The organism is Cellvibrio sp. PSBB023 (assembly GCF_002007605.1).
In the GTDB taxonomy this organism is placed as follows: domain Bacteria; phylum Pseudomonadota; class Gammaproteobacteria; order Pseudomonadales; family Cellvibrionaceae; genus Cellvibrio.
This window is the reverse complement of sequence record NZ_CP019799.1, coordinates 1,781,016-1,807,289: the sequence shown is the minus strand read 5'-3', so window position 1 is coordinate 1,807,289 and position 26,274 is coordinate 1,781,016. Positions and strand designations below refer to the sequence as shown.

Genomic DNA, 26,274 nt, shown 5'->3' with positions numbered 1-26,274 from the left:
TTGCGTGCTCTTGCAGGGTGGTTGTCAAAAATAAAAAACGGGCAGAAATTGAAACTTTCTGCCCGTTTTTTATTGGCGCATTATTTTTTGCGCGATAAGAGCGGCGCTAATGTATGTCGCCAGCGTGCTTGCGGGTCTAATACTTCTATTAATAAGCAGGGTAAAAAACTCAGCGTGAGTAGCATGGAGGCAGTGAGGCCGCAAAGGACGACTATGCCTACGCCGCGATACAGCTCTGTGCCCGCGCCGGGAATCAGTACCAGTGGTGCGAGGCCGAAAATGGTGGTGGCGGTGGACATTAATATAGGGCGCAGGCGGCTTGAAACGGCGTCGCGTACGGCCTCGGTGATTGTCATTTGGCGTTCGTCCAGATTGCGGCGCGTTTTTTCCACGATCAGGATGGGATTGTTGATCACCGTTCCCAGCAAAATCACAAAACCGAGCATGGTGATCATGTCCAATGCTTGATGGTTGCCGCTGAAGCCGATGGTGGCCAACAGTGCGCTCAGACCATTGAGCCCCACCAATCCGACCAAGCCGCCGGCCATTCCCAGCGGTACGGTTGTCATAATCAGCAATGGATAACCCCAGTGCGAGAAGATAGCGACCAGCATCAGGTAAATCAGCACTATGGCGACGACGAAATTATTGAGCAAAGAGGCGCGGGTTGCGGCGAGATCATCAGCGGCGCCGGTAATGCTGAGGGCGACGCGGGCGGGTAACTCGCCCGCGAGTTTCATGGCCGGGATTAATTCGGTGCGCATTTTATCCACGGCGGTTTCCAGTGCGACATCGTCGGCGGGAATAATATAAACCGATACGGTGCGCTGACCATTGACGCGGCGCAGTTCTTCGCTGTCTACCGTTTCGCGCAGTTCGGCGAGTGCCGAGAGCGGCAGGACTTGCCCTTTGGGTGTGCGAATGGGCACTTGTGCTAATTCGTTGAGTTGTTGGCGATTACCGGCACTGCTGAACAAGAACATATCGATTTTGTCGTCGCCATCAATAAATTCACCCACAAAGGCACCGTCGCTATAAGCCGCGACAATAAAGCCGAATTCGGCCGGACTAAACCCGAGTTCAGCCAGACGCTCCCAGCGCGGGCGGATTTCAATTAACGGTTGGTCGAGAGACAGGGATGAGGGCGATGAATCGATACGCGGCTCTGTGAATACCTCGTCTGCGCGGCGCATTACATGGCGTGCGGTGTCGTAGAGCTCTGCCAGATCGGGGCCGGTGAGGTTCAGTTCGACGGCGCGGGTGCCTCCCTGATTGCTGGAGATAATCGAGCCGCGCGCGGAGAAGGCCCGCATGCCGGGGTAGCTTTCAAAGCGCTTCACCAGTACATCCATCATGAGATCGATATTGGCAGCGCTGCGCGGCTCGCTCATGAGCCAAAGTTGACCGGCGCTGATGCGTAAAAAATAGTAGGCCAGCGGCGGTATGCCATTGCTGCCATCCGCATCAGGTTGGATGGCTTTATCCAGCTCGGCCTGAATTTCAGTGCTGATCTTGTGCATTTCCTCAATGTTATAGCCCGGTGGCGCAAACATCATGGTGAATGCCTTGGGTTCTTCACCTTCCGGTAGGTATTCGGCGGCGGGCATAAATACCCAGGCTAAACCGAGGCTGCAAACGAGTGTGAGCGCCATGGTCAGGTAACGGCGTTTGAGGTTGTGGCAGAGCCAGTCGGTTATCTTGAGAATTGTGGCTTCGCGTTTGGAGCCTTCGCCCATGTCCATGCGCCCACCAATAGCTGCGCTGGCCGCTGGTACCACAAACAATGCAAACAGCATGGAGGCAAAAATGGAGGCAGAAATAGCCAGTGCGATATCGGAATAGAGTTGGCCCGCTTCTTCGGTGATAAAGAGTACCGGCGCAAATACCAAAACGGTGGTGGTACTGGAGGCTATGACCGCACTCCATACTTCGCGCACGCCAGTGACGGCGGCTTCTATACGATCCAGCCCGCGTCGCCGCGCCTGTTCGATACTCTCCAGCACCACAATACTGTTGTCCACTGTCATGCCAATTGCAAAGGCAATGCCGGCGAGGGAGATGACGTTAATGGTGCGGTCAAAGGCGGCCAGACCGATAAAGGAGGCGATAGTACAGACCGGAATACCCAGCAGGCAGATAAGGGTGGCGCGGCCGGAGCGCAGGAACAGGTACATCACCAGCGTGGAGAGAAAGGCACCAATGCACAGGTTGGAAAACACGTTGCTGATGGAATCTTCCACGTAGCGCACGTCGTCGCTAATCATCAAGATGCGCAGGCCATGGGGTTCCAACAGGTCTGCGCGGATTTTGTCTATCTCCGCGAGCATGGCGCGTTTGATGTCGATAACATTGGATCCCTGCTGGCGTTTGACCGCCAGTGTCAGCGCTTCTTCGCCGTTAACGATGGAATAGCTGCGTTTTTCGTAGTGATCCAGGCGGATGTCGGCCACATCGGCCAGGCGGATATGGCTGCCATCCTGGTGGGTGATAATCAGGTTTTGCAGGTCGTTGATGTCATCAAAACGGCTGGTAGTTCGCAGCAGGTAGCGGCGTTTGCCGTCGTTGATATCACCGGCGGACACATCGCGGTTGCGCGCGCGAATGGCGCTGCTCACATCTTCCAAGCTCAGGTTGCGCTGGGCGAGCCGCGCCGGATCAACGTGGATTTGGATCTGGCGCAAGGTATTGCTCATCTCAACCTGCGACACACCGGCAACCCGTTCCATGCGCGGGCGCAGGTTGTCGTCGATAAAGTCGCTGATCATGTCCATATCCAACTGGCGCGGGTTGCCAATCTCGGGCAATACCGCGAAGTACATAAATGCACTTTCAGAAAAGGATTCGCTGTACAGGCGCGGTTGGTCAACGTTTTCGGGGTAGTTAGGCACTTGGCTTAGCGCATTGGAAACGCGGATAAGCGCTTCATTGGCTTCGACGCCAATAGGGAATTCCAGCTCGATCACAGCTTCACCCATGGAGGCGAAGGATTGCATGCGGCTGAGATTGGGCAGCGAGCGCAGGTAGCGCTCCTGTTCCAGCAGGATTTCCTTTTCAACGTCCTGCGGCGTCGCCCCCGACCAACCGGTGACTACAGTGATGATGCGAGTATCCAGGTTGGGAATCATCTGCACCGGCATCTGCCGTGCGGCAGCAAAGCCCAGTACACACACAATCAATACAATAATGCTCAGCAAGCGCCCTTGAAGAACCCATTTTTCAATCATTAGTCTGGCCCTGCGCGTTGGTTGACGGGGCGCCAGTGCTGGCGACAGTCACTGATTGGTCATCGCTCAGCAGTTCGTTGCCGCGAATCACCACCTGCTCACCGGCCTCCAGCCCCTGTTCCACTAAATACCCATCGCGCCTGGTATTGCCGAGTGCAATCTGGCGGCGTTTGGCTTTGCCGTTTTCCACCACAAAGACACTGAAGTTGCCGTCGGCATTGCGCAGCACGGCATCGCGTGGCAATAACACCGCCGTCTTCGCCTGTTGGAATGTCAGGTGCGCACGGGCAGAGGCGCCGGGTACCAGCGCTGGCGAACTGTCCGTTGCCACGAGGCGCAGTAGGAAGCTGCGTGAGGCATCGCCCACCGGCACTATGGCGTCAACCCGCGCGGGAATGTGCAGGGTGGGTTGGGAATCCGGGCGTATCTGCACGGCATGGATCTGGTCGATGCTGGGCAAGTGCTCCTGGGGTAGTTGCACGTCCAGGCGCAATTCATCGGTGGAGACCAGGGTAAAGACCTGATCGCCGGGGGTCAGCCACTGGCCGAGATCGGTCCAGCGCGCACTGATCACGCCATCAAAGGGGGCTTTCAATTGATGTCTGGCCAATTGCTCGGCGGCGATACCGGCGTCGGCACGGGCTTCTTGTAGTCGTGCTACGGCCAGTGTGGCGGCGCTTTCACGGGCGCTGACCTCGCTTTGGGCAATATGGCTCTGTTGTTTCAACCGCAGGGCTTCATCGCGCAGGCGAGCGGCTTCGGTGGCGGCGGTTTCAGCGGCTGACAGCTGTGCAAGTGCACGCTGGTGTTCCTGTTTGGCGATCTTGTCATCCAGCTCCAGTAGCAAGTCACCCTGTTTGACATGGCTGCCAAGATCTACATGCAGCTGCTTGACCAGCGCGTTCACTGCAACTGACAGATTGGAGTCGCGCAGGGCGCGCAGTGTGCCGCTTAGCTCCAGCTCACTGCCCATCGCTGTGGTTTGCAAGCGATGTGTCACAACCTGCAGTTCGTTGGGTTGAGCCTTAATCGAATGGGAAATGGTCAACAATGGCAGAAACAGGCTGGTGGTTAAGAGCAGGCGCCGCATAAATCCTCATTATTTCAGTAAGTATCAGGGCGGCTATATTAATGGATATCATTTGATAATCAATCTCATTTATTTAATGATTTAAGCGACTGGTGTGTGACGCCTGAACGCACAATAAAAAACCCGAGGCTTTTCAGTCTCGGGTTTTGATAGATCGCAGAGTCAATCCGGTCGGTAACCGAACTGACAGGTCACACTACTGATAAGGTCACGGCGCCTTTATCGCTATTGATTCACTGCCGTCGTTACGACTATGGAAGCGCGATAAGACCCATACAAAAAACACGGGTACAAAAATAACGCCGAGCAGTGTTGCGGTAATCATGCCACCCATGACACTGGTGCCAATGGCCTGTTGGCTGGATGCACCGGCCCCAGTGGCAATGGTCAGCGGTAAAACGCCGAGGATAAATGCCATAGAGGTCATGATGATCGGGCGGAAACGCAACTTTGCCGCTTTAACAGCGGCGTCGGCCAGTGTTTCACCGGCGGCGTGCAGCTCCTTTGCGAACTCCACAATTAAAATGGCATTTTTCGCGGCGAGCCCGATGATGGTGATCAAACCGACTTTGAAATACACATCGTTGGACATGCCCATCAAACTGACTGCTAACACTGCACCCAAGGCACCAATAGGGACAATCAATAACACGGTGAGCGGAATGGACCAGCTTTCATACAGCGCAACCAGAATTAAAAACACGACCAAAATAGAAAGGCTTATCAGGATAGGTGCTTGCGCACCGGATAATTTTTCCTGATAGGAAAGTCCCGTCCACTCGTAGCCGATACCCTTGGGGAGCTCGGCAATAATGCGTTCAATTTCCGCGAGGACATCGCCAGTGCTATGGCCGGGGTTTGCATCACCAGCAATTTTGAAGGTGGGGTAGCCGTTGTAGCGCGACAACTGCACCGGGCCAAAATCCCACGCTGCGGTCACAAACGCGCTGAGCGGAACCTGTTGCCCGGTCGAGGTTGGCACGTGTAGCTTCAGCAGCGCTTCCGGTGTCATACGCGCTTCAACATCTGCTTGTACAACCACGCGCTGCTGGCGCCCTTGATTGTTGAAGTCATTAATTGTGGCAGAACCAAAGGCCGCGGAAATTGTTTGGCTGATGACAGGAAAACTCACGCCCATGGCCGCTGCTTTTGACCGATCAATATTCAGTTTGAGTTCGGGGGCATCCTGTAATCCTTCCAGCATGGCGTAGGCAATAATGGGTGATTGATTAGCGCGCCCCAATACTTCGCCAAGCGCAGCCGTGAGTGCTTCACGGCCCAAGCCTGCGCGATCTTGCAGGCGCAAAGAGAAGCCGCCGGAATTTCCCAAGCCCTCAACCGGTGGGGGTGTGACGGCCATTACTGCACCGTCGCTCACTGAGGCAAAGTGACCATTAAAGGCATTGGCTTCATCGGCAGCTGATTGACCGGCACCGCGTTCACTCCAATCTTTCAGGGTCGGAAACATCAATCCGGCATTGGGGCCCATACCGGAAAAACTAAATCCGAGAATGGATGTGACAGAATCCATCGCTGGGCGACTGATTAAATAGTTTTCCAATTCTATGGTAGTTGCACGGGTTCTCGCGGTGGTGGCGCCTGCGGGTAATTGCACATCGATAATCATGTAGCCTTGGTCTTCCTGGGGCGCAAATGCCTGTGGCAAGCGCATATAAAAGAAAGCAAGCACGCCGACGATAACAAGATACATCAGCATATAGCGGCCGGTTTTGCGCACCAGTTGATGATTCAGCTGTGAGTAACGATTGGTTAGTGTTTGGAATTTCCGATTAAACCAACCATAAAAACCGGTCTTGTGGTGATGACCTGCGTCAACCGGTTTAAGTAAGGTGGCACAAAGCGCCGGTGTGAGCGTGAGTGCAAGGAAACCGGAAAATAAAATCGAGACGGCGAGGGATACCGAGAACTGTTGATAAATAACGCCGACGGATCCACTCATCAGTGCCAGTGGAATAAATACCGCAGAGAGCACAAGCGTAATTCCCACAATGGCACCGGATACTTGCTTCATGGCTTTAATCGTTGCTTCTTTTGGCGCAAGCTTTTCCTCGGCCATTAGTCGTTCGACGTTTTCCACTACCACAATCGCATCGTCTACCAAAATACCAATTGCCAGCACCATGCCGAACATGGTCATCATGTTGACTGAAAAACCAATCACATACATGACGGCGAGAGTGCCGAGTAAACATACCGGCACTACGATTGTTGGAATCAAGGTGTAGCGAACACTTTGCAGGAATAACAGCATGACTAAAAACACCAGAATAATGGCTTCGATCAAGGTGTGTATTACTTTGGTAATGGCTGCATCAACAAAACGTGAGGTGTCGTAAGGGACTGATAATTCAATATCATCCGGAAAGTTGACGGACAGTTCATCCAAGCGTTTTTTAATCGCTTCCACGGTTTGCATGGCATTTGCCCCCGGTGCTAATTGCACCGCAGCAATTGCTGAAGGCTTGCCATTTAAACGCGATTCAAAGTTGTAATCCTGCTGCCCGATTTCAATACGTGCAACATCTTGCAATAACACACTGGCACCGCTCGTCAGTGTGGCGAGCATAATTTTGCCGAATTCGCGCGGATCACTCAGCGTGCCTTTTACATTAATATTTGCTGTGAGTTCTTGTGATTGGCCGGTGGGTGTTGAACCAAAACTGCCAGCGGGCACCTGGATATTTTGTGCAGCAATTGCGTTGTTTACATCGTCAATACTCAGGCCATAGCCGATGAGTTTTTGTGGGTCAACCCAAATACGCATTGCCGCTTCCGAGGCGAAAAATTGCAATTTACCAACACCATTTACACGGCGCACTTCATTGTTAATGTAACGCGCGGCGTAATCGGCAAGGCCGGTCACGTCTTTATGTTCGCTGCCATCTTTATAAGTGAGTGCGTAAAACATTAAGAAATCAGCATTGGCTTCTTCCACCTGAATACCTTGCGTGATTACCGCTGCAGGTAAACGCGATTCGGCTTTTTTCAGGCGGTTTTGCACTTCCATCTGGGCGAACGATGGGTTGGTCCCTGGTTGAAAGGTTGCTGTGATTTCCGCAATACCGTTGGAGTTACTGGAGGACTCAAAATACAACAACCCTTTAGTGCCATTGAGTTCTTCTTCAATCACGCTGGTTACTGAGTCCACTAATACCGATGCAGATGCACCGGGGTAGGTGGCATAGAGTGCGATTTGCGGCGGTGCTACAACCGGGTACTGTGCTACAGGTAGTTGGGGTAACGCCAGCAAACCGGCGAGTGCGATAAAAATCGCCACGACCCAGGCAAATTTGGGGCGTGCAATAAAAAAATCAGGCATGGTGTGGTGTCCCCAATTAAGTGCTGGTGTGGGATTGTTGCTTGATTACAGGTTCAACCTTGTCACCCGGTTGCAGCGTGGTGCTACCGCCGATAATGACCTTATCGCCCGCATTAAGGCCGGAGAGAATGTGCCACTCGGCACCGATCATTTTTCCGGTTTGAATGGGGCGTACTTCTACGCCGTCTTTGCCGGCAATCAAGACTTGCGGATTGCCATCGGCACCGCGACTGATAGCGCGTTGCGGCAAGAGAAATGCAGTGGGTTGATTGTGTAAGCGTGTCAACACGGTTACATACATGCCGGGCAATAGTTGGCCATCGTCGTTGGGAAACTCGCCGCGCAGGGCGATAGTGCCGGTCGTTTGATCTACGGCGGCGCCGGTGAAATGCAGTTTGCCTTTAACCTGAATTCCGGTTCCCTCTACACGTGCTTCCAGAATATCGCCGTCGAGCAGCTTGCCGGTGCGGCTGTCTTCCTGGCGGGTCAACTCGTTACTTAATGCGTGAGAGAAATCCACATACACCGGATTTAATTGCTGGATGTGTGCAACTTCCGTCGCTTCGTTTTGGCCAACCAGCATGCCTTCGGTCACCAATGCTTTGCCGATTCGCCCTGAAATAGGCGCTGTAATACGTGTATATCCCAGATTCAATGTCGCACTATCCACATCGGCTTTGGCTGCCAGTACGCTGGCACGTGCACTGGCTAATGTTGCGCGGGCGCTATCCAGATCTTGCACGCTGATCGCTTTTACTTTGGCCAGATCTTCAGCGCGTACGGCCCTGGTTTGTGCATCAGTAAATAAGGCTTCGGTGCGCGCGAGTTCTGCAGCCGCTTTTGCCAGAGCGACTTTGTAGGGAGCTGCATCCAGTTCAAATAACAATTGGCCCTCTGTGACGTCGCTGCCTTCTTCAAAGTGACGTTTCATCACAATCCCTGCCACTCGTGCCCGCACTTGGGACTCCCGGACGGGAACGACGCGGCCGGGCAATGAATCTGTCACTAACAAGGCTTTAGGTTCAGCGATGACTACCTCAACCTGATGGGGCAACCCCTCGCCCTGTTGTATCGATTGTTCGCCGCAGCCGGTGAGTACAGCCAACAGGGTTAGGCCCGATATGGCCAGGCTGATGTTTGCAAAGACAGGTTTCATCATTAATGAACTCCAGTGAGACTGATTCCAAGGTGGCGCATAATACATAAAAGCCTTAAATGAATCAAAATTGATTCATTTAAATTTAATTAATTTCATATGTGTCATCTGGACATTGATATTTAGCCTCGTAGAATGGCGGTCTTATTTAAAAGAGAGGAAGAGACTGTGACATCAACAGCGATCGACCCTTTACTGCTTCAATTGGCGGTGGCACTGGTACATCGACCACGAGCCAATTTGCAGGAGCTAGCCAAGGCTGTAGGTGTGAGCAAGGCAACCCTGTATCGGTTTTGTCCAACGCGGGAGGCATTGATCGAGCGCTTATTAGATGAGGCAACAGTGACCGTCGGCAGGGCGATAGCGAACTGCAACCTTGAACAGGCCCCAGTGGATACTGCGTTTAAGGCGCTTATTGCAGGGTTTTTGGAGTCCAAAGAGCTTACGCAATTCCTTATCTTTCACTTTCGCCCAGAGTTCCTGAATGAAAGTAATCCGGACAGGCGTTGGCTGGATATCCAAAAAACCTGCGATGACTTTTTTCTGCGCTGCCAACAAGAGGGAATGCTTCGTATCGATATCAGCGCGGTTGCATTGAATGAGATTTTTTTTGGCATCGCCACTTCTCTGGTTGAATCGGAGAGCCGTGGGCGTGTGCCGCGTGCAGGGATGGCGGAGTTAATTGAGAGGATGTTTTTGCAAGGAGCGGGTGCCTAAACGGGGCATCAATAAAAAACCGAGGCCTTTCGACCTCGGTTTTTTTATGGACGTACTCTACCTAAAGAGAGATCTTAGAGCCCCCATAAGTTATGCAACAGCTGGGTTTTGCGAGGATCAAACCCGGTCCATTGTCCCCAACTGGTGGTGGCGGAAACAGGATCCCATGGGGTTAAGTACCAGCCCATGGTGTCCGCTGACTCGGGGTTGATTGACCAGTAGCAGGCATTGATACCCTTTTTCTTGAAGTAGTTAGCCGCTGCTTGTTGCCATTGTTGATCCACATTAGTGGTGATATGGCTCCAGAGTGCGCGGTCTGCTGCACTGGATTTCGCACCTGGCCAATCCATATTGCCGCCAAACTCACCAATCAGGATGCCATAGCCCAGCTCACGCAGATAACCAAAGTGCTCTTCCCAGCCTTCTTCCAATAGGGTTGGGTTGATCACAATGCGGCAATCAGCATGGCCCGCTTCATCACCTTCAAGCCCTTCACACTCGGTTTGGGTTGGATCCATAAAGTGCTTCTGCACAAATACGGAAGGTCCGTAGGTATGCGGAGAGAACACAAGGCGATCTTTAGGAATGTTCAGCGGGTTGGTGCCTGCTTCGAAGAGGTTTTCGCCCCAGTTCGGGTTCAGGTCAGGGTTGCCATGGGGAACGGGAACCTTGGTGTCTGGTGTCCCATCCTGAGTGTTAGCATTTCCTGAGATCCCTTCAACAATAATCAGCATGTTGGGGTTCACTTCGTTGATCGCTTGGTAGGCATCCTCAACCAAACCTTTCCACTCTGCCCAAGTGTAATCGTAAGGCTCGTTGAACACGTCGATACCGATGATGTTACTCACGTTTAATTTCGCCGACAGGCCCGCAACTTCTCTCAGGTTAGCCAACCATTTTTCCTTGTCGTACGCATGGATTTTGGTAACAGAGCTTGGGTTGCCAGTGGCAGAACAGGAGTATTCTTCACGGGTAAAGTCATAACCAACGCGGTTGGCATCCACATAAGGTGGACGTGCATCCAAACGGCCTGCGCGCCAGCCCACATAGTTTGAACAGGAATGGATATCGATAAACAACTGGATATTGTTTTGATCAGCCAGCTTGATGAAATCCTCCAGCGCCTGACGTGCATTGGTTTGACGTACAGACGGATGGTTCTTCAAGTTGGGGACCATACCTTGTGGATTGTTTGTTTCCAGTGTTTGCGGAGCAATCGGTAAACGCAGCATGGTAATACCCTGCTGTTTCAGCTCAGTCATAGTCTGCTGAATGGTGCGACCTGAACCCTGGCTGTTGTTAACCCACCACATATTACCTACGTACAGCTCCAGTGGTGCACCACTTGGGTTGTCGGCATCGTTCGACGGCTCGTGGCGACCTTCAAGGCCGAACCAGTTACCACAGCGTGCTGGTAACGGATCACCGTCTTTTGTCAGGTTGCCTTGGGTGTTCACACGGAATACGCCATTACCCGGTACGCCAATAGAAGACGAACTTGATGACACCGAACTCACACTGGAGCTGCTGCGCACGGAGCTGGAACTGACGGAGCTGGAGATCACAGAACTGGATGAACTGCTGCGTACCGATGAACTGCTGGAGATGCTACTTGGCACACTGCTGGATGAGCGCACAGACGATGAGCTGGATGAGCCAGTGACAGGGCCAAATGGGTCTGGTTGTGCATCGCAGGTCGCGTAAGAAATACAGCTTCTGTTGTTCTCGTAACCCCAGCCAGAGGTAGTGCTCGTACACAATGGGTAAAGGGTGCCATACCAGTTACATTGACCGCCGCTGGCGACGGACGATGAGCTGGGTGCAGAACTTGAGCTTGAGCGGACACTGCTGGATGATGGTGCCGAGCTTAATACACTGGACGAACTGGATGACTGTGTACCACCAGTACAAGCTGCACCGTTCACTGTTGGCCGTTCAACCGCACCGCCATTGGTAACGCCTTGAAAACCAAGCTCAACGGTTTGGCCCGGCGGTATAGTGCCGTTCCAACCCAGGTTTGATGCTGAGTAAGGGTTATTGCCAGAGAGGTTGGCATTCCACAAATTAGTCACACGGTTGGTGTTGTATTGCCAGCTAACATTCCAACCGTTGATTGCGGTTGAGCTGGTGTTGGAAATACGGATTGCCGCCGTAAAACCGGAACCCCAGCTGTTAGTCACTACATATTCACAACCTGCGGCGGCAACGTTCGAAAACGCGGCCAGCGCAATACTGACGCCGAGAAGGCTGACCGCCCGTTTGCACGAAGCAGGAAAGCGATTGGAGGGAGATGTCGCGTGTCCCATTATTCAATCCTCAAATTATTATGATGACTGCCAATGCACCGCGCGCGCGAATGCGCGGCTGGTATTAAGGCAGGCGAGACAAAGACCGCAATGAACTTGCGATCACCGGTTTCCAGGCCGGGCAGGTACGTCATCACCCAGGCCTAAAACTCTTCTCACGATCTCCATCGTCACCACATTTTGTATTGATAATGGCTCGCCCGAGCATCGACGTTGTTGATTGAAAACACGATCTTGGGGCTAGCGGTAATCTTTATTATGAGAGTGCCAAACACACTGGCTATAACCGCCTTGCAGGACGAGCCGTATTTATACGGGAAAAATACTAAAGTATCTGATGACTGGTTCGCACTGAACCTGCGCCTGCGGATGACTGATGCGCCAAAAAGAATAGAAATACAAAAGTTGTCGTCAAAATCAATGTTTTTAATAAATCCCGACAGATACAGCATCGAAATATTGCGTGGAAATTTTTTGGCTTGCGCTTGCCAATATGAAGGAAAAATAAAGGTTAATGACAATGTTTTCTGTAGGTTGCTTTGGCGGCTAAAACAAAAAAAGCGACTCACGTTGAGTCGCTTTTTTGTATGGCGCTATGCGTTTTATTTATTCCGTTTTTTGCTATCAACAGAAAATTTTATTCCATATAGTTTTCTACGCTCGGGCATGAGCAAATGAGGTTCCTGTCCCCGTACACGTTGTCGATGCGATTTACCGTTGGCCATACCTTATGGTTTTTCAACCAAGGGGCAGGGCGGCCAGCCGTTTCGCGTGAGTAGGCGCGCGTCCAGTTTTCTTCCAGTACGTCATCTTGCGTGTGCGGTGCATTGTGTAGTGCACTTGCTTCCGCTGCGATTTCACCATTGATAACTTGATCGATTTCTTTACGGATGATCAGCATCGCCTCAATGAACTTATCCAATTCGATTTTGGATTCTGATTCGGTCGGTTCGATCATGAGTGTGCCCGCTACCGGGAAGGACATGGTAGGGGCGTGGAAGCCGAAATCCATCAAGCGTTTGGCGATATCTTCTTCGCTGATGCCGCTGGCTTCTTTTAACGGACGCAAATCCAGTAAGCATTCATGCGCGACAAAACCGTTAGTGCCTTTGTACAAAATCGGGTACGCAGCTTCCAATTTTTTAGCGACGTAGTTTGCATTAAGCATCGCAAATTCAGTGGCTTGGCGCATACCCACTGCGCCCATCATTTTGATGTACATCCAACTGATGGGCAGAATGCTGGCTGAGCCCCAAGGTGCGGCAGAGATAGTACCGTTGTTGATATCAGTACCTGGAACCGCTTGCACAGGGTGCGCGGCAAGGAAGGGCTCTAAATGTTTGCCCACGCCAATTGGCCCCATGCCTGGGCCGCCGCCGCCGTGTGGGATACAGAAAGTTTTATGCAAATTCAAATGCGATACATCGCCACCGAATTTTCCTGGCGCAGCAACGCCTACCAATGCATTCATGTTGGCGCCATCGATATACACCTGTGCACCCACGGCATGCACCATGTCACACAATTGGGTGATGCCTTCTTCAAACACGCCGTGCGTGGATGGGTAGGTCACCATGATGCAGGCGATTTGTTTTTCGTAGGTTGCAATTTTTGCGGCAAGATCCTCAAGGTCAACGTTACCTTTGCTATCGCAGGCAACCACCACCACTTTGTAACTCACCATTTGCGCCGATGCTGGATTGGTGCCGTGCGCGGATGCAGGAATCAAACAAATATCGCGCTGGGTTTCGCCTTTGCTTTCAAAATATTTTTTGATCGCCACAAGGCCAGCGTATTCACCTTGTGAACCGGCGTTGGGTTGCAAGCTGATGGCATCGTAACCGGTACAGGCTTTGAGCATCTCTTGCAGTTCTTCAAATAATGCTTTGTAACCTTCGGCTTGATCGATGGGTGCGAAGGGGTGCAGCTTGCCAAATTCTGGCCAGGTGACGGGAATCATTTCGGCGGTTGCATTTAATTTCATGGTGCAAGAGCCGAGCGGAATCATCGCGTTATTCAGTGCGATATCCTTGGATTCCAAACGCTTTAGGTAGCGCAGCATTTCGGTTTCGCTGTGATAGGTATTGAACACTGGGTGCGTTAATACGGTATCGCTACGCAACAAGTCGGCAGGAATTGCATTGTTGGCGGTGATGTTTTTTCCGGCGAGCACTTGCTCATCAAAGGATGTTAGTTCAATTCCGGCGACACCAAACACAGCGAGCAACGTTTCCAGATCGGCAGCAGAGGTTGTTTCATTCAGGCTGATGCCCAGTGAATCGCTGCCCACTAAACGTAAATTAATTTCGGCGTTTAATGCGGCTTGATAAATCGCTTTTTGATTGTCGCCAACATTGACGGTAATGGTGTCGAAGAATTGGCTGTTAGTGATGCCAAAACCTTTGGCTTTTAATGCGGCTGCAGTAATCGCGGTTAAACGATGGATGCGGTTAGCGATGCGTTTCAAACCGTCGGGGCCGTGGTAAATCGCGTAGAACACGCTCATCACTGCAAGCAATACTTGCGAGGTGCAAATATTGGAGTTGGCCTTCTCGCGGCGGATATGTTGTTCGCGGGTTTGCATCGCCATACGCAATGCTTGTTTACCGCGTGCATCAATCGATACACCAATAATGCGGCCGGGAGCAGAGCGTTTGTAGGCGTCGCGGAAAGCGAAGAAACCGGCGTGTGGACCGCCAAAGCCCATAGGTACACCGAAGCGTTGGCTGGTGCCGACGACGACGTCTGCGCCCATGGCGCCGGGTGATTTGAGCAGCATGAGCGCCATCAAATCCGATGCCACCGTCACCAGCGCATTGTTGTTATGGGCCGTTTCGATCAGGGCAGTTAAATCGCGCACCTGACCGCTGGAGCCGGGGTAGGAGAGCAGGGCACCGAAGTAGTCACCATTGGCCAGTTCATCGGCCTTGGCAACAAAGACTTCAAAGCCAAAATGTTCGGCGCGGGTTTTAACTACAGCGATGGTTTGCGGGTGAGTATCTGCATCCACAAAAAACACGTCGGATTTACTTTTCTTGTTTTGACGCTTACACATCGCCATGGCTTCAGCGGCGGCGGTACCTTCATCCAATACCGAAGCGTTGGCCATTTCCATCCCGGTCAGGTCGATGATCATTTGCTGGTAGTTGAGCAGTGCTTCCAAACGACCTTGGGCGATTTCCGGCTGATAGGGCGTGTAAGCCGTGTACCAACCCGGGTTTTCCAAGACGTTGCGCAGCACCACGAGTGGCACATGGGTATCGTGATATCCCATACCAATATAGTTTTTGAAGATCTTGTTTTTGCTGGCGATAGCTTTGAGCTGCGCTAGCGCATTGGCTTCACTGACGGCATCGCCCAGATTGAGTTCGTTTTTAAGGCGGATATTGTCCGGTACAGTTTTGTCGATCAACTCCTTGACTGAGCTGACACCCAAGGTTGCCAGCATAGCGGCGGTTTGTTGGGCATCCGGGCCGATATGACGCTGTACAAACTCGTCGTTATACGCCAAAGCCCCTAGCGAAGCGGAACGAAAATCAATAGGGGAAGCTGAGCGAAAATCAACTGACATAGAAGCTCTCTGTATAAGGAAATCAACAATAAAAATGCGGAGGGAGAAGGCTGGAGGGTGCCTGTTTAAAAAGGCGGCAATGGTATCAATTTGGTGCTTGGCGGGCAATCGACGCGCGGTTTTTAGGGCAAAACCTGTGTTTTGCCCCGAGTAGATATTCTGTGGCTTAGTAGTTTGTGAGCGGATGTTCGTCCAATTGGTAAATACGGAGCCAATCGTATTGAGTCACCATGGGATAGACATTGCCTTTTTTGTTGCCGCCAAAGACATCCTGAATCTCATCATTGGGGATCCAGAAATTCATCATGAGCGATGTCAGGTTATCGGGAATAGGCGTCGGATTCTTCTGTCCTGGTGCGCAGGCAGGTTTGCAATCGAGTTGGCTCTGGTCGAGTGTTTTTACCAGTGCCCCATCGACATACCATTTAATAAAAGTGGGGGTCCACTCGATGGCGAATACCCGCCATTCATCCACCGGGCCTATTTGGATTTTATCTTCCCATGCACCCCAATCCCGGGTTTGTGTCCAACTGGCGGCATCCAGTCCGTAAATCAGGTTGGCTTGAAACTTATCCGGCCTGCCACCTTCCAGTTCAATATCAATCTCCTCCCATTCGCGCGGTGTGTCCGTGTTGGTATAGGTAAATAAAGACGAAATATACCCACTGGCGCTAGCCCGTGCCGGCGTTTTCATCCGTGTTTCAAAACGCCCGTATTTGATTGCCTTGGTCGGCAAGGTACGCAGTTCACCGCAAGAGTAGTCATACTGGCGCTTTTGTTGTTGATGGTTTTCTGACCAACTGGCTGGGACTACTTCTTTATTCACGATCAGGTTTAACACACCTTTATCAACCTGTACGCCTTGTGGTGTAAAGCGGCAGGCAGATTCGTGACCCACCGCGCCATCGCCTTTTTGCCACAGGCCACTATTAAAACGATTGAAGCGCTCATCTACCTTTAGCGTATAACCCGCGTAGTTACCGCTGTATCCGGGGTAAGCAATGAAGTTATCCTCGCCGTGGGCATAGGCTGTACACAGCGACAGTGAAATCAGGAATGGCAGGCTTTTTGTCATAATGTCCTCAAGGCGTGTGGTTGTACCGACATGGTTGCACACCGCTCCATGAAATGTGTGCCAGTTTCAGGGGCGGCTCAAACATGGGATGGACGCTAAAAAAATGGAACCTCGACAGGGGGATCTACCCGGTGTGAAAATGTCCCACTTTAATAAGCTGCGAAAGCGCGCATTGGCCTGTTATGATTCCAGCCCGCTGAGCCAAGCATAATAACTGCGTGTTTCTACCCTATGTATCACGACTTTTTTGGACTCAAAGAGCCCGCCTTTTCCATTGCCGTTAACCCGCGCTACCTCTTTATGAGCGATCAGCACCGGGAGGCATTGGCGCACCTTTTATACGGCATCCAGAACGGCGGTTTTGTGATGCTGACCGGGGAAGTGGGAACCGGTAAAACCACCATCGTTCGCTGTTTGCTGGAACAGTTGCCTGACAACACCGACATCGCCATTATTTTGAACCCCACCGCCAATGCGCCCGAGTTGCTCTCCACGATTTGTGATGAGTTGGGCGTGAGTTATATCAGCGATGAACTTACCGTAAAAAGCCTCACCGATGCCTTGAATGAGTTTTTGCTCAATAATCACCGTAAAGGGCGAAAAACCGTGTTGCTGATTGATGAGGCGCAGCTGTTAAAAGTGCCGGTTCTGGAGCAAATCCGCTTACTGACCAACCTTGAAACCACCACGGAAAAACTCTTGCAGATTATGCTGATCGGGCAACCGGAGTTAAAAAAGCTCCTGGCGCGTCCGGCGTTGCGACAATTATCCCAGCGGATTACCGCGCGCTTTCACCTGGAGGCGCTCACACCTGCAGAAACCAAGGCATATATCCACCACCGCCTGAAAATCGCTGGCTTGCCGGACCATCAGCGGCCATTTAGCGATGCGATTATTAAAAAAATCCATGGGTTTAGCGGCGGTATTCCCCGTTTGATCAATGTGCTCAGTGAGCGTTTATTACTGGGTGCCTACGCGCAAAATCAACACCATATCGACAAGCAGATCTTTGCGGCCGCCACGAAAGAAGTTGCTGGTACTGCTACCCAACAAGAAGAAAAAGTCGCTGCTGTACGTACCTCATGGCATGCCTTATTGGTAGTTGCTGTAGCGGTAATCATGGCTGCAGTTTGGTTCCTGCTACCGGATGATCGATCTACCAATACGGCAGCATTGGCTGCTGGCGCGGAGGTGGCGTCTTCTGCATCACTATCCAGCGCTGCTGCAAGTAGCCTATCCAGTGAGTCAATATCATCTGTCGATCAATCCCCCTTAATCACTCTGGCAACCCGGGATTTGGTCGCAGCGCAGTTGGTACTGTTTGATCATCTCGCGGTTGCTGTAGGCGATATGTCCAATCCTTGCCTTGCCTCTACTACTGTGAACTACAGCTGCGAAAAAGTACGCCTTGCTTCCTGGGATGAGCTGAGGGACATCAATCGCCCGGGCTTAATGACACTGGCTACGCCTGATAAAAAATGGGTGTACTTAATGGTCGCCGGGCTGAGCGAAAACTATGCACTGATTATTGAAAACGGTGCCGAAAAAATCATTCCCTGGCGGGAGTTGGCGCCACTTTGGACAGGCGATTTCTTCTATGTCTGGTCGCGACCGCAAGGGTTTGAGAAAAGTCTGCAGATGGGTGATAAAAGCGATTTGGTGACCTGGGTGGCAGAGCAATTCGCTCGCCTCGACCAACAGCCTGCCCCCTTGACGCGCCAGTTTTTTACCGAAAAACTCAAAAAACGGGTGGAGCTGTTCCAACGCACACAAAATATCTTGCCGGACGGTGTGATTGGCGCCCAGACGCTACGCCGTCTCAATGAAGTGCTGGGGGTGGATAAGCCACTTGTCCAGTTGGATGAACAAAAAATACCTGCGCTGCTGGATGCGCAAGGTTTGGCAACACAAGGGCTGTAGTTCTATGTCACTCATTCTGGATGCCCTCAATCGCGCAGATACCGAACGAAAAAACCAAACCCCGGTGCCGGATTTGAATACCCAGCATCGCCCATTGATGCTGGAGCCGGACAAGGCATCCCGCTCATGGATCTGGTTGGTTGCTGCAGGTGTGATTATGCTGTTGGCCGCGGTGGTTTTATGGCGTTGGTTGGCTGCTGGCGATCCGCCGCCTGCCGTTGCCCCTACCGTCCCCGAGGTAGTGCAAGTTCCGCCAACAACACCGGCTGTGCCTGTGGGGCAGTCAGGAGTGGCCACTCAAGCAGCGCCAACAACGGCGGGTAACCAAGCCATAACCCGTTTGGCTAGTGCTGCAGCTATAGCGCCGGAGCACAATGCTGTCGCAGCAAATGATGTTAAAAGCCTCTACGCTGACGAGACTGCACCACCCACCGTGGAAGCCGACGTGAATCAGCTTTATGCCGTTGAAGAGTCGGTTGGCTCTGAATCAGTTATAGACCCTTTTGCCAGTGTGCCAGTAACGCCTGAAGCAGTACCACCCGTGGAAGTCGTGCGTGAGCCTGCGCGCACTTTTGACAGCATGACCCATATTCAGGATTTTAATGAGCTACCTTGGAACACCAAGCAGAAAATGCCGACCATCAGCTATCAACGGCACGATTATCTTGCCGGTGGTATCAGCAGTGTCGTGATCAACGGGCAAACCTTGGGAGTGGGCAACCTGGTTGCTACCGGACAGTTCGTCGTGCAAGACATTCTGGTGGATGGTGTGGTACTCAAACACGGCGATAAAGTATTCAAGCTGCGTGCACTGAACGGCTGGATTAATATGTAATCGCGGTCAAGTTATCTCAGCTTCCATCATTAAATAAAAAAGGAGCCATCAGGCTCCTTTTTTACACAAGACAGAGCTGAGTTATCAGGCAGTTGATCCCATTTTGGTTTGCAGGTAATTCTGCAGGCCAACGGTATCAATCAGTGATAGTTGTGTTTCGAGCCAATCAACGTGTTCTTCTTCGGATTCAAGGATGCTTTTCAGCAAATCGCGGCTCACAAAATCGCGCACCCCTTCACAAATAAGAATGCCATCACGTAAATCTGGAATAGCTTTCAGTTCCAGCTTTAGGTCGGATTTGAGCATTTCCAGGGTGTCTTCACCAATGTGCAATTTGCCCAGGTCTTGCAGGTTGGGTAAACCTTCCAAAAACAAAATACGCTCAACCAAAGCATCAGCGTGTTTCATTTCGTCAATCGATTCGTGGTACTCATGATCAGCCAGCTCTTTGAGGCCCCAATCTTTGTACATACGTGAATGTAGGAAATATTGGTTGATTGCAACCAGCTCATTTCCAAGGACTTTATTTAATACGGCTATGACCTGTGGATCGCCTTTCATGGAGTGCTCCTTAATACGCAAATAACAAAAGGAGAGTCTGGTCGCCCCAAGAGGCTATGTCAAGCAATTAGAGTTATCTAAGTGTTTGATGTGGAAGGAAAAAATACTAAAAATGGTAATGATTTAGATTCTATTTCAGTATCTGGTGCTATGCGCCGAGGGCTCATGCGGCGGCATAGAATTGCGGTAAGCCATTGATCATTGGTGTTTCGCTCAGGGCTTCGTCCAGAATTTCACGCGTCATAACTGAACACTTGCCGCATTGGCTGGCAACGCCCAAGGCTTTGCGTAATTGCCCTAAGGAACTCGCCCCATCATTTATGGCAGCTTTGATTTGTCTATCGGTTATGCCTTTGCATACACAAACGTACATAAAACACTTCCACAAAGTTGTTCAGAAAGCGATCTTGGTATCGCGAATAGAACTTTAAGTCTGATGAGAATCCCTGTCAACAGCTTGTGATATAAATTCTTATTTGGAATGTGTTGTTATTGGTTTTTATAACTTGTAGGTTAATTAATGTGCCAGCAGGCGCTCAATAGCCTCAGTTTTGGAATAGTCATATAGAAAATCAATGGGACACTGGACTGTGGCTGTGTATGATAGCGACGCACTATCGACAAATAACGGGTAATCAATAACTGGCCATCAAACGTTCACACAGTGTGAATAACCTGAAGCCTCCGATTCCTGTTCCCCCCAATTGAGTTATCAACCATTAGGAGATTAGATATGGGCGTATTAGTTGGTAAAAAAGCACCTGACTTTACTGCAGCAGCAGTATTGGCGAGCGGTGAGATCGTAGACGGTTACAATTTTGCTGCCGCCACCAAAGGTAAAAAAGCAGTGGTATTCTTCTACCCACTGGACTTCACCTTTGTATGTCCTTCAGAGCTGTTGGCATTTGACCATCGCGTAGAAGAGTTCAAAAAGCGCAATGTAGAAGTGATTGGTGTTTCTATCGACTCACAATTCACCCACAACGCATGGCGTAACACGCCAGTAAACGAAGGCGGTATCGGTCCTGTTCGTTACACACTGGTTGCTGATATCACTCACTCAATCGCTAAGGCTTTCGACGTAGAATCTGCTGATGGTGTGGCTTTCCGTGGCACTTTCATCATTGACGAAGCGGGTGTGGTGCGTTCACAAATCGTTAATGACCTGCCGATCGGCCGTAACATTGATGAAACCATTCGTACTGTAGACGCGTTAATTTTCCATGAGCAACACGGTGAAGTTTGTCCTGCTGGCTGGAAAGATGGTGACAAAGGTATGGATGCATCACCAGAAGGTGTTGCCAAGTACTTGGCTGAAAACGCTGACAAGCTCTAAGTTTTACTTTTAGCGCCAAGTCTTGTAAAAAGCCCGGCCTGTGCCGGGCTTTTTATTGAATGAATGTTTGGCTGCTGCGTGATGTTGTGTGACTTTGGAGGCGAATAACCATGGCGACTACTAAAAAGATAGATCTTCATCCTAGTTGGCTTGATCATCTGGCGCCGGAATTTGAGCAGCCTTACATGAAGCAACTGAAGGCGTTTTTGCTTGCGGAAAAGCAGCAGGGTAAGATCATTTATCCCGAATCCAGAAATATTTTTAACGCTTTCAACAGCACACCTCTTGATCAGGTAAAGGTTGTTATCCTTGGCCAGGATCCCTACCACGGCCCTAATCAAGCGCATGGTTTGTGTTTCTCGGTACAGCCTGGTGTACAAGTGCCTCCATCGTTGCAAAACATGTTTAAGGAGCTGCACCGGGATCTGGGATTTCAGCATCCGGGGCACGGCTGCCTGCAGTCATGGGCAAATCAAGGTGTGTTAATGCTTAATGCTACCTTGACGGTGCAACAAGCCAATGCCGGATCGCATCAAGGGCAGGGCTGGGAACAATTCACCGATAAGGCTATTCAGCTCGTCAATCAGGAATGCACAGGCGTTGTGTTCCTGTTGTGGGGCAGCTATGCCCAGAAGAAAGCTGTTTTCATCAATCACCAAAAACATCTGGTGCTCAAGGCACCCCATCCATCGCCCCTATCGGCCCACCGTGGCTTTATCGGTTGCGGGCATTTCTCCCAAGCCAATCACTATTTACAGTCAATGGGGAAATCTCCTATCAATTGGCAGTTGTAACCGATATCACTTTCCTTTTTTGTGTCTTTTTGACTATAAGTTGTCGCTAATTATTGTTTTAACAATATATGTAAAGTTATTTTTCAATAGATTGACAGCGCTGTCACATAGGGGTAGTTTTGGCCTCAGTTAACAAAAATAGAATAAATTGGCGGCTGAAATCCTATTTTTGGTGTTTATTAGTAAAAAATAAAATTAACAGTTTTTGTATTTGAAAATCTCGGCTAAGGTCAAGCAAACAGTTTTATAACTAATGCTAAAGCTTGAGAGAGTGGATTCGCCTGCAGTGATTGGGGCGAAAATGTTTGAAGTGCGACCCTTATGGTATGTATTTCAGGCATCTGAGTACCGGAAAATAATCCCGACGATAATTACAGGAGAGGGCTCCATGTACAACACAATAAGCTTTAAAAAGAAAATGTTAGCTACTGCAGTGGCTTCGGTTGCTGCCGGTATGAGTGGAATAGTCTTGGCACAACAAGACACTCAACTCGAAGAGGTAATGGTAACGGGTATCCGTGCATCGGTTATTCAGTCAATGGATACAAAACGTAATGCAGTGGGCGTTGTTGATGCTATCTCTGCCGAAGATATCGGTAAGATGCCTGATACTAACCTTGCAGAATCGTTACAGCGTATCACTGGCCTTTCTATTAATCGCTCTGATGGTGAAGGTTCTCGTGTAACTGCACGTGGTATAGGCGCAGAGTTAAATATGGTGACCTTGAATGGTCGCGTTATGCCTGCTGTTGCTAACAGTGATGCAGGTGACTCTGCTACTCGTGCATTTGACTTTGCCAACTTGGCATCTGAATCCGTATTTGGTGTTGAGGTGTACAAGACTGGTCGTGCTGATGTGGCTACTGGTGGTTTGGGGGCAACTATCAATATTAAAACGTTACGCCCATTAGAAGCCGGTGAGCGTGCGACTATTGGTGTTAAAGCGATTCAGGATGAAACAGTGCGTTCAGGTGCTGGTGCAGAAATTACTCCAGAAGCATCAGGCCTGTTTTCGTGGGTTAATGATAATGATACTTTTGGTGTAGCGCTTTCTGGGTCTTACCAGCGTCGCGATAGCTCTAATGCTAATAACTTTGTAAATAATTGGACTACCGAGGCTTGGACGGCAGATACCACTGATAATTTTGTCAATGGCGGTGATGGCGTTGTTATTAATAATGCGCCGGCTGTTGATCAGTTGTGGTCGCGACCAAGTGATTTGCGCTATGAAGTTCAAGATAACAAGCGTGAGCGCTCCAATGTGCAGGCAGTGGTTCAATTCAAGCCTGTTGATCAATTGACAGCAACCTTGGATTACACTTTCTCTGAGTTAGATCGTACTTCTGATCGTGCGCAGCAATCTGTGTGGTTTAATCAGGATGCTATTTCTGAATTAACATTTGATAATGGTGCAGTAAAAACTCCTATTCTTTACCGTGAACAGTATTTTAATAGGGTTGGCCGTGGTACAGATAGTAATCCCTTCACTCAGCCTAACGATGTATGGAAAGATGTGTCGTTTGCAGGCTCTCAATTGAACTCGTTGACACAAAATAATTCTGTTGGTTTGAATTTAGCTTATGATGTTAATGAACAACTGAAGTTTGGTTTGGATTATCATCGTTCAAGTGCAGAAAACCTTTCTACTATTGCAGATATGGGCCTCAATGCGAATATCGTCACAAGCGAGTTTGTTGATTGGTCAAAAGAAATGCCGCTGATGAGCGTAACTTTTGATGATTGTTACGAGCGTGTGAGAGGAACAGATGATGGCGTTGAAACTCATCGTTATGTAAATGGTAATTGTAATGGTGTGATTGATGGTGGTGATGTCAGTGGTGCAATGACAAATAATCTTCGTTCAAATACGCGTACTGAGATTGATCAGATTCAACTGTTTGGTGAGTACAAGTTTAATGGTTCTGGTTTCTTTGAAAATGCTGGCATCAAGTTTGGATTTGAACAGCGTAAAGATATAAATACTAGTCGTGCATCTGGAGATAATCGTCAAGGTGTTGGTAACTGGGATGGTGTCGACCCAAGTTTATTCCCTGATCAGTATTTTGAAAGCCGTGATTTTGGTAAAGACTTCCCTGATTATGGTTCAACAACAAATAGTGACTTATGGTTTACTGGTGTTGATGCGAATATCTTCAAATTAATTGAAACTGCTGAGTTTATTAACTCTCAAGGAAATAATTCAGCTGACTTTTATGGTTTTGTAAATGGTAAAGTTCAGTGGAATAATATTTACGCTACTAACCGTACTATTGAAGAAGAAAGCACATCATTCTATGGTCAATTCCATTCTAATTTTGATATTGCTGGTTTGGAATCTAACTTATTGGTTGGCTTGCGTTACGAAGAGACGGATGTTAGCTCAAGTTCATTGGTTAATGAGCCTGTCATACTCTGGTGGGAAAGTGATAATGACTGGTCAGTACAGTTGTCGCCAGAAAAAACCCTGCAATATAAAACAGGTTCGTATGACTATTTGCTACCTAACTTGGACTTTGATATTACCTTCTTTGATAGCTTAAAGTTACGTGCATCGCTCAGCGAGACTATTGGTCGTCCATCTTATGTCGATTTACGTCCTGATGTTGGTTTGGGTAATTTGCTTAATCGCGGAGCTAATGCTGGTGATCCAGGCTTAAAGCCGATGGAATCATTCAATACTGATATCTCTGCAGAATGGTATTACACTGATGATAGTTATTTGTCTGTGGGATATTTCCGTAAAGACGTAGATGGTTTCATTGGAACTCAGATATTTAAAGAGAACGCTTACGGATTGCGTGATGTGCGTTTGGGGGATTTGGCTGTCAATAGTGGCATTCCCCAGACTAACGAAGCAGACTTACACGCATATGTTCTCGCAAACTCTGCTCCTGCATACATTTCATCAAATGGTCGTTGGGTGCGTGCTGACGATAATGATCCATTGTTGATTTGGAATGTTAACAAGCCGGTTAATGATAAATCTGCTGTTATTGACGGTATAGAGTTTGCCGCACAACATTGGTTTGGTGACTCAGGTTTTGGTGTTCAAGCCAACTACACTATGGTTGACTCAGATATCGGCTATGACAATTTGGTGACTGGCGGCCAGTTCGCTATGACAGGCTTGTCTGATACTGCAAACGTGGTGGCTTTTTATGATAAGGATGCGCTGCAAATTCGTATCGCTTATAACTGGCGTGATAGCTTCTTGGAAAGCCGAACTGTTGGTAGTGGTAATGAGCCAGAATACGTTGAAGATTACGCACAAATTGATCTCTCAATTGGTTATGAGATTAATGATAATTTGACCTTAACGGCAGAGGGCATCAATATTACTGGCGAAAACTATCGTACACATGGGCGTTCAAAGGCGCAGTTACTGTCTTTGGAGGATCTGGGGGCTCGTTATCAAGTTGGCTTGCGTTACACTTTCTGATTGAGAGCGTAACTTAGCAATATCCAAAAAAAGCCGCTGGGAACAGCGGCTTTTTTTATAATCATTATTTTCTGATTTTATGCATATTACAAAAAGTGGTTTACTTTCACTGTGTAAGAGTGAAAAGTATGTATTTTGCTCTGCTTACAGTATTTGGATAAAGGGGCGGTAAATGGCTAGATATCAAGTGCTCAATAATATTTCACACAAAGATTTGAGGGTGATTACGCGTAGGGGGGCTGATCTTGGAGATGCTGTTGGCGGGTGTGCGGTGTATCCAACAGAATTTAATGAGCTGCAGAAGTACTATCCAATTTTATTTCAAAAAAATGAAAATAGTGGCTGGTTGACTATCGTGCTTTTTGGCTTTAACGCCAATGAAAATTTATTTTTAACAGACCATAACTGGCGTGTTCCCTATGTTCCTGCTGTTATTGAGCGTGAACCCTTTGTGATTGGTATGCAGGAGCATATGAGTGGCAGTATAGAGCCTGTTGTTAATGTCGACTTGGATAGTCCCCGTATTTCAATCAATGGTGATGGAGAAGCGTTATTTTTGCGTCATGGCGGTAATTCGCCATTTTTGGAGCACATTACAACCGTATTGTCAGTATTGCATGAAGGTGTTGCTGAAGCAGAGCGGATGCTTGTTGAGTTTGAGCGGCTAAATTTAATCGAAAAAATTACCATAGAGGCCGCTTTTTCGAATGGTACGAGTTATAAAAATACCAACTATGCCACCCTAAGCAAAGAGCGGTTATTGGCACTTCCTGATGATGAAATCGTAAAGCTGCATCGCTCTGGATTACTTCGCTACGCTTATTTAATTATCGGGTCAATTACTAATATTCAGCGCATGGTTGATATTAAAAATTCGGAGTTTGAAAAATAGTTTTCGATTGATAATTTT

Annotated in this window: 17 protein-coding genes; 8 read left to right on the top strand and 9 right to left on the bottom strand. The window is 49.5% G+C overall.

Going from position 1 to position 26,274, the window contains the following annotated elements; genetic code table 11:
- Nucleotides 1-80 precede the first annotated feature (80 nt).
- The 4 genes from B0D95_RS08030 to B0D95_RS08015 all read right to left on the bottom strand — a co-directional run bounded on the left by B0D95_RS08030 (nucleotide 81) and on the right by B0D95_RS08015 (nucleotide 8,813).
- Complete coding sequence (locus B0D95_RS08030; protein WP_078043412.1) at nucleotides 81-3,224, bottom strand: efflux RND transporter permease subunit; 3,144 nt, start codon at nucleotides 3,222-3,224, stop codon at nucleotides 81-83.
- Nucleotides 3,217-4,314: an efflux RND transporter periplasmic adaptor subunit gene (locus B0D95_RS08025; protein WP_078043411.1), complete on the bottom strand. Its 1,098-nt coding sequence runs from the start codon at nucleotides 4,312-4,314 to the stop codon at nucleotides 3,217-3,219. The genes B0D95_RS08030 and B0D95_RS08025 overlap by 8 nt, the downstream gene beginning before the upstream one ends.
- A 208-nt stretch (nucleotides 4,315-4,522) precedes the next feature.
- A complete protein-coding gene (locus tag B0D95_RS08020; RefSeq protein ID WP_078043410.1) occupies nucleotides 4,523-7,654 on the bottom strand; it encodes an efflux RND transporter permease subunit in 3,132 nt (1,043 codons plus the stop codon).
- 16 nt (nucleotides 7,655-7,670) lie between these two features.
- Nucleotides 7,671-8,813: an efflux RND transporter periplasmic adaptor subunit gene (locus B0D95_RS08015; RefSeq protein WP_210403694.1), complete on the bottom strand. Its 1,143-nt coding sequence runs from the start codon at nucleotides 8,811-8,813 to the stop codon at nucleotides 7,671-7,673.
- 165 nt (nucleotides 8,814-8,978) lie between these two features.
- Between B0D95_RS08015 and B0D95_RS08010 the strand changes: the two genes are divergently transcribed.
- A complete protein-coding gene (locus tag B0D95_RS08010; protein ID WP_094983835.1) occupies nucleotides 8,979-9,527 on the top strand; it encodes a TetR/AcrR family transcriptional regulator in 549 nt (182 codons plus the stop codon).
- A 74-nt stretch (nucleotides 9,528-9,601) separates the two neighbouring features.
- Here B0D95_RS08010 and B0D95_RS08005 read toward each other — a convergent pair whose 3' ends face one another.
- Entirely contained in the window at nucleotides 9,602-11,833 is a 2,232-nt protein-coding gene (locus tag B0D95_RS08005; protein ID WP_078043409.1) for a cellulase family glycosylhydrolase, read from the bottom strand.
- A gap of 258 nt (nucleotides 11,834-12,091) precedes the next feature.
- Here B0D95_RS08005 and B0D95_RS20405 point away from each other — a divergent pair, with 258 nt between their 5' ends.
- Nucleotides 12,092-12,511, top strand: a complete 420-nt coding sequence (locus tag B0D95_RS20405; protein WP_149867882.1) for a hypothetical protein — start codon at nucleotides 12,092-12,094, stop codon at nucleotides 12,509-12,511.
- Here the strand turns inward: B0D95_RS20405 and gcvP are convergent.
- Nucleotides 12,471-15,404, bottom strand: coding sequence for an aminomethyl-transferring glycine dehydrogenase (gcvP, locus tag B0D95_RS07995; RefSeq protein ID WP_078043407.1), 2,934 nt, complete (start codon nucleotides 15,402-15,404; stop codon nucleotides 12,471-12,473). The two genes, B0D95_RS20405 and gcvP, sit on opposite strands and share 41 nt — an antisense overlap.
- Nucleotides 15,405-15,570: 166 nt before the next feature.
- Nucleotides 15,571-16,479, bottom strand: coding sequence for a family 16 glycosylhydrolase (locus B0D95_RS07990; RefSeq protein ID WP_078043406.1), 909 nt, complete (start codon nucleotides 16,477-16,479; stop codon nucleotides 15,571-15,573).
- Nucleotides 16,480-16,710: 231 nt separating this feature from the next.
- Between B0D95_RS07990 and B0D95_RS07985 the strand changes: the two genes are divergently transcribed.
- The gene (locus B0D95_RS07985) at nucleotides 16,711-18,399 is read left to right on the top strand and encodes an ExeA family protein (protein ID WP_078043405.1); all 1,689 of its coding nucleotides are present in this window, start codon (nucleotides 16,711-16,713) and stop codon (nucleotides 18,397-18,399) included.
- A gap of 4 nt (nucleotides 18,400-18,403) precedes the next feature.
- On the top strand, nucleotides 18,404-19,234 hold the full coding sequence (locus B0D95_RS07980; RefSeq protein WP_168172423.1) for a general secretion pathway protein GspB: 831 nt from the start codon (nucleotides 18,404-18,406) through the stop codon (nucleotides 19,232-19,234).
- 84 nt (nucleotides 19,235-19,318) lie between these two features.
- On the opposite strand, the gene bfr is transcribed toward B0D95_RS07980, so the two are convergent.
- Entirely contained in the window at nucleotides 19,319-19,795 is a 477-nt protein-coding gene (gene bfr / locus B0D95_RS07975) for a bacterioferritin (protein ID WP_078043403.1), read from the bottom strand.
- Nucleotides 19,796-19,958: 163 nt separating this feature from the next.
- Nucleotides 19,959-20,168, bottom strand: coding sequence for a bacterioferritin-associated ferredoxin (locus B0D95_RS07970; RefSeq protein WP_078043402.1), 210 nt, complete (start codon nucleotides 20,166-20,168; stop codon nucleotides 19,959-19,961).
- Nucleotides 20,169-20,528: 360 nt separating this feature from the next.
- Between B0D95_RS07970 and B0D95_RS07965 the strand changes: the two genes are divergently transcribed.
- The 4 genes from B0D95_RS07965 (at nucleotide 20,529) to B0D95_RS07950 (ending at nucleotide 26,256) form a co-directional block, all read left to right on the top strand.
- Nucleotides 20,529-21,131, top strand: coding sequence for a peroxiredoxin (locus B0D95_RS07965; protein WP_078043401.1), 603 nt, complete (start codon nucleotides 20,529-20,531; stop codon nucleotides 21,129-21,131).
- 110 nt (nucleotides 21,132-21,241) lie between these two features.
- On the top strand, nucleotides 21,242-21,925 hold the full coding sequence (gene ung, locus B0D95_RS07960; protein ID WP_078043400.1) for a uracil-DNA glycosylase: 684 nt from the start codon (nucleotides 21,242-21,244) through the stop codon (nucleotides 21,923-21,925).
- Between the two features lie 388 nt (nucleotides 21,926-22,313).
- Nucleotides 22,314-25,364 (top strand): TonB-dependent receptor, encoded by a 3,051-nt coding sequence (locus tag B0D95_RS07955; RefSeq protein ID WP_168172422.1) that lies wholly within the window; start codon nucleotides 22,314-22,316, stop codon nucleotides 25,362-25,364.
- A gap of 172 nt (nucleotides 25,365-25,536) precedes the next feature.
- Nucleotides 25,537-26,256, top strand: a complete 720-nt coding sequence (locus tag B0D95_RS07950) for a SapC family protein (protein WP_078043398.1) — start codon at nucleotides 25,537-25,539, stop codon at nucleotides 26,254-26,256.
- Nucleotides 26,257-26,274: the final 18 nt, after the last annotated feature.

Bases quoted from the DNA above. Each gene is read 5' to 3' on its own strand.
- B0D95_RS20405 (WP_149867882.1), top strand. From the start codon at position 12,092: ATGAGAGTGCCAAACACACTGGCTATAACCGCCTTGCAGGACGAGCCG.
- B0D95_RS07970 (WP_078043402.1), bottom strand. From the start codon at position 20,168: ATGTACGTTTGTGTATGCAAAGGCATAACCGATAGACAAATCAAAGCT.
- B0D95_RS07980 (WP_168172423.1), top strand. From the start codon at position 18,404: ATGTCACTCATTCTGGATGCCCTCAATCGCGCAGATACCGAACGAAAA.
- B0D95_RS08025 (WP_078043411.1), bottom strand. From the start codon at position 4,314: ATGCGGCGCCTGCTCTTAACCACCAGCCTGTTTCTGCCATTGTTGACC.
- B0D95_RS08005 (WP_078043409.1), bottom strand. From the start codon at position 11,833: ATGGGACACGCGACATCTCCCTCCAATCGCTTTCCTGCTTCGTGCAAA.
- B0D95_RS07955 (WP_168172422.1), top strand. From the start codon at position 22,314: ATGTACAACACAATAAGCTTTAAAAAGAAAATGTTAGCTACTGCAGTG.
- B0D95_RS08030 (WP_078043412.1), bottom strand. From the start codon at position 3,224: ATGATTGAAAAATGGGTTCTTCAAGGGCGCTTGCTGAGCATTATTGTA.
- ung (WP_078043400.1), top strand. From the start codon at position 21,242: ATGGCGACTACTAAAAAGATAGATCTTCATCCTAGTTGGCTTGATCAT.
- B0D95_RS07985 (WP_078043405.1), top strand. From the start codon at position 16,711: ATGTATCACGACTTTTTTGGACTCAAAGAGCCCGCCTTTTCCATTGCC.
- gcvP (WP_078043407.1), bottom strand. From the start codon at position 15,404: ATGTCAGTTGATTTTCGCTCAGCTTCCCCTATTGATTTTCGTTCCGCT.
- B0D95_RS07990 (WP_078043406.1), bottom strand. From the start codon at position 16,479: ATGACAAAAAGCCTGCCATTCCTGATTTCACTGTCGCTGTGTACAGCC.
- bfr (WP_078043403.1), bottom strand. From the start codon at position 19,795: ATGAAAGGCGATCCACAGGTCATAGCCGTATTAAATAAAGTCCTTGGA.
- B0D95_RS08020 (WP_078043410.1), bottom strand. From the start codon at position 7,654: ATGCCTGATTTTTTTATTGCACGCCCCAAATTTGCCTGGGTCGTGGCG.
- B0D95_RS07965 (WP_078043401.1), top strand. From the start codon at position 20,529: ATGGGCGTATTAGTTGGTAAAAAAGCACCTGACTTTACTGCAGCAGCA.
- B0D95_RS07950 (WP_078043398.1), top strand. From the start codon at position 25,537: ATGGCTAGATATCAAGTGCTCAATAATATTTCACACAAAGATTTGAGG.
- B0D95_RS08015 (WP_210403694.1), bottom strand. From the start codon at position 8,813: ATGATGAAACCTGTCTTTGCAAACATCAGCCTGGCCATATCGGGCCTA.